This is a genomic window from Sphingorhabdus sp., assembly GCF_044357595.1.
Taxonomy (GTDB): domain Bacteria; phylum Pseudomonadota; class Alphaproteobacteria; order Sphingomonadales; family Sphingomonadaceae; genus Sphingorhabdus_B.
The window spans coordinates 1-3,130 of sequence record NZ_JBIKPH010000195.1 but is presented as its reverse complement, the minus strand read 5'-3'; the positions used below and the strand labels follow the sequence as shown (position 1 = coordinate 3,130).

The following is a 3,130-nucleotide window of genomic DNA, read 5'->3' as shown; positions in this document are numbered from 1 at the left end:
GCGCTTTGGCCAACAAACTTTGCAGAGCGCGAAACCTTCGCCTTGCAAGCCGATACCGCCGCCATGCGTTCGGCAGCGGGCAGATCAAGCTTCAGCGTTGCCATTGTGGTCATGGATTTCGATTGCTCAACTTCCATGAACATGTCGACCATCCGGTGCTGAAGCACTTGGAAGCGCGAAATTGGCTGACCGAATTGGTTACGCTGGCGCGCATATTCGAGCGTGCCTTGATGCAGCTTAGCGGTCACACCGCAGGATTCTGCGCAGACTGCTACGGTTGCTTCGTCGACGATGCGTTCGATAAGCGGCAGGCCTGCGCCTTCGTCGCCCAACAGGGCATCGCCCGGTATTGCGGCATATTCAAAGTAAATTTCAGACGCCTGAAAACCATCTACCGTTGGGTAATCGCGGCGGACAATACCTTTTGCGCTCGCGTCGATCAGGAACAGAGACACGCCGTTTACATCGGTGTTCGCGCCGCCGGTGCGTGCGGTGACGAGCAAATGCGTTGCCCATGGCGCGGCGTAAACGACGCTTTTATGGCCGTTCAACACATAGCCCGCGCCGTCCTTCTTCGCCGTTGTGCGAATATTGGCAAGGTTGTAGCGCCCTTGTGGCTCAGCATATGCAAAGCCAATTATGACATTCCCGCCAATGATTTCAGGGATCACCGAGTCAGCGACAGCGCCGCCAACAGCCTTCAAAGCACCGCCGCCCAGGACGACGGTCTGGAGATAAGGCTCAATCGCGATGACCTTGCCAAGCTCTTCCATAATCAACGCATTTTCGAGATATCCGCCACCAAGGCCACCATGTTCTTCGCTGAAGGACGCGCCAAGCATGCCAAGATCCTGCGCCAGTGCCTTCCAAATGCCTGTGTCACGCCCGCTGCTGCTGGCGATCATCTTGCTGCGGCTATCGAAATCATAAGTGTCCGTCAAAAAACGGCTCAATGTGTCGCGGATCATGTCCTGCGTTTCGGTGTAGCTGAAATCCATTATAGTTATCCCGTCCAGTAGCCCGTCATGCTGAACTCGTTTCACCCGCGGTGACTTCGTTCCAGCATCTTACTTTCGACGTTGCGAATTAAGACCCTGAAACGGAGTGACCTTCGATCAAACCAGTTCAGGGTGACGGTTAAATGTTAGATTAAATACCCAGCACCATCTTGGCGATGATATTGCGCTGGATCTCGTTCGATCCACCGTAAATCGTCGTCTTGCGGGTGTTGAAATAGGTCGGTGCGGCACGATGTGCGTAGTCCGGACCGATGGGGTGTTCGTTGTCACCTTCGCCAAAGCCACGGAAATAAGGCGCGCCATAATGGCCGACGGCTTCTAGTGCGAGCTCGGTAATCCGCTGCTGAATTTCCGATCCTTTGATTTTCAGCAAACTTGATTCAGGGCCAGGGCCCTTGCCCGATGCTTCGCCGGCAAGACTGCGCAATTCCGTGAACTCAAGCGCGGTAAGATCTATTTCAAGTTCCGAAATCTTACGCTTGAAAAATGGATTGGCGATCAACGGGCGGTCGCCGTCCTGTTCGGTGCGGGCAATCGCCTTGATCTTCTCTACGCCGCGCTTCGAACGGGCAACGGCAGCAATGCCTGTACGCTCATGCGCAAGCAGGAACTTGGCACAGGTCCAGCCCTTATTTTCTTCATAAACGCGGTTTGCAACCGGCACGCGCACATCTTCCAACCAAACTTCGTTGACTTCATGCTCGCCGCCCAAGGTAATGATTGGACGCACGGTGACGCCCGGCGTCTTCATGTCGATTAACAGAAAGCTGATGCCTTCTTGCGCCTTCGCGTCAGAGTCCGTGCGCACGAGGAAGAAGCCCCAGTCGGCATGTTGCGCCATAGTTGTCCACGTTTTCTGGCCATTGACGACATAATCGTCGCCGTCACGAACGGCCTTGGTACGCAGGGATGCGAGGTCGGAACCTGCGCCTGGTTCGGAATAACCCTGACACCACCAGTCGTCACCCGACAATATGCCGGGAAGGAACTGAGCCTTCTGCTCCGGTGTGCCGAAGGTGTAGATGACGGGACCAACCATCGACAGACCGAATGGCATCGTGCCAACGCAGTCAGCAGCAGCCAGTTCTTCCGACCAAATGAAACGCTCGGTCGCGGTCCAGCCTGTGCCGCCATATTCGACGGGCCACGCAGGTGCGATCCAGCCTTTTTTAGCGAGAATGCGATGCCACGACAGGAAATCTTCCTTCGAAAGATCATGCCCCTCGTCCTGAACAGAGCGGAGATTCTCGGGGTAATTTTCGGCGATGAATGTTCGCACTTCCTTCTGGAAGGCGATTTCTGCGGGGCTGAATTCCAGTTGCATCACGATTCTCCTAAAACGGTTGAAACCGAATTAGTCGACGTTTACGTAAACGTCAACTGAATCTCACCGTGCTTTTACATAGCTTCCTGGGGCTGATTCTAGAGCCTTCAGAGTGCCTTGGCCAGGCTGACGTCCCCCAGTCGCTGGCACGCGCGTATTGCCCTTGTCTTTAAGCCAAGCGATCCAATCAGGCCACCAACTGCCTTTGGTCTCGGTTGCGCCTTCAATGAACGCTTCAAGCGAAGGCGCAGCGGCGTCATTGGTCCAATATTGATATTTCATCTGCGCTGGGGGGTTCACCACGCCTGCTATATGCCCACTGCCGGCCAGCACAAATTTCATGGGGCCGGTGAAATGGTCCTGCAGCTTCCAAACGCTTTCGGCAGGTGCGATATGATCTTCGCGACCTGCCTGAATGTAAGTTGCCGTTTTTACGCGGCGCAGGTCAATCGGGGTGCCCAAAGCCGACAAATCGTTAGGCTTCACCAGCCGATTGTCGCGATAGAGGTCTATAACATAATTTCGATGCCATTTGGCGGGCAGGTTGGTGACATCGCCATTCCAGTGCAGCAGGTCAAATGCGGGATAATCCTCACCCAGCAAATAGTTTTTCACGACCGTCGACCAGATCAGGTCCTTGCCACGCAACATATTGAAGGTGAGCGCGAGGAACCGTCCGTCCATATAGCCTTGCGGCGCGCTTAGCGCTTCCATCATGGCAATCTGCTGGTCATCGATGAAATGCAGCAGTTCACCGCCAGTGCTAAAATCGACCTGTGCGGTAAAA

Annotated in this window: 3 protein-coding genes; all 3 read right to left on the bottom strand. The window is 54.8% G+C overall.

Features of this window, described 5'->3' with window-relative positions:
* Positions 1 to 998: acyl-CoA dehydrogenase family protein (locus ACIQ2T_RS12850; protein ID WP_397591146.1), on the bottom strand; the 998-nt coding region annotated here is incomplete at its 3' end.
* 151 nt (positions 999 to 1,149) lie between these two features.
* Positions 1,150 to 2,343, bottom strand: a complete 1,194-nt coding sequence (locus ACIQ2T_RS12845) for an acyl-CoA dehydrogenase family protein (RefSeq protein WP_397591145.1) — start codon at positions 2,341 to 2,343, stop codon at positions 1,150 to 1,152.
* A 63-nt stretch (positions 2,344 to 2,406) separates the two neighbouring features.
* A partial coding sequence (locus ACIQ2T_RS12840; protein ID WP_397591144.1) for a PHA/PHB synthase family protein occupies positions 2,407 to 3,130 on the bottom strand: 724 nt, incomplete at its 5' end.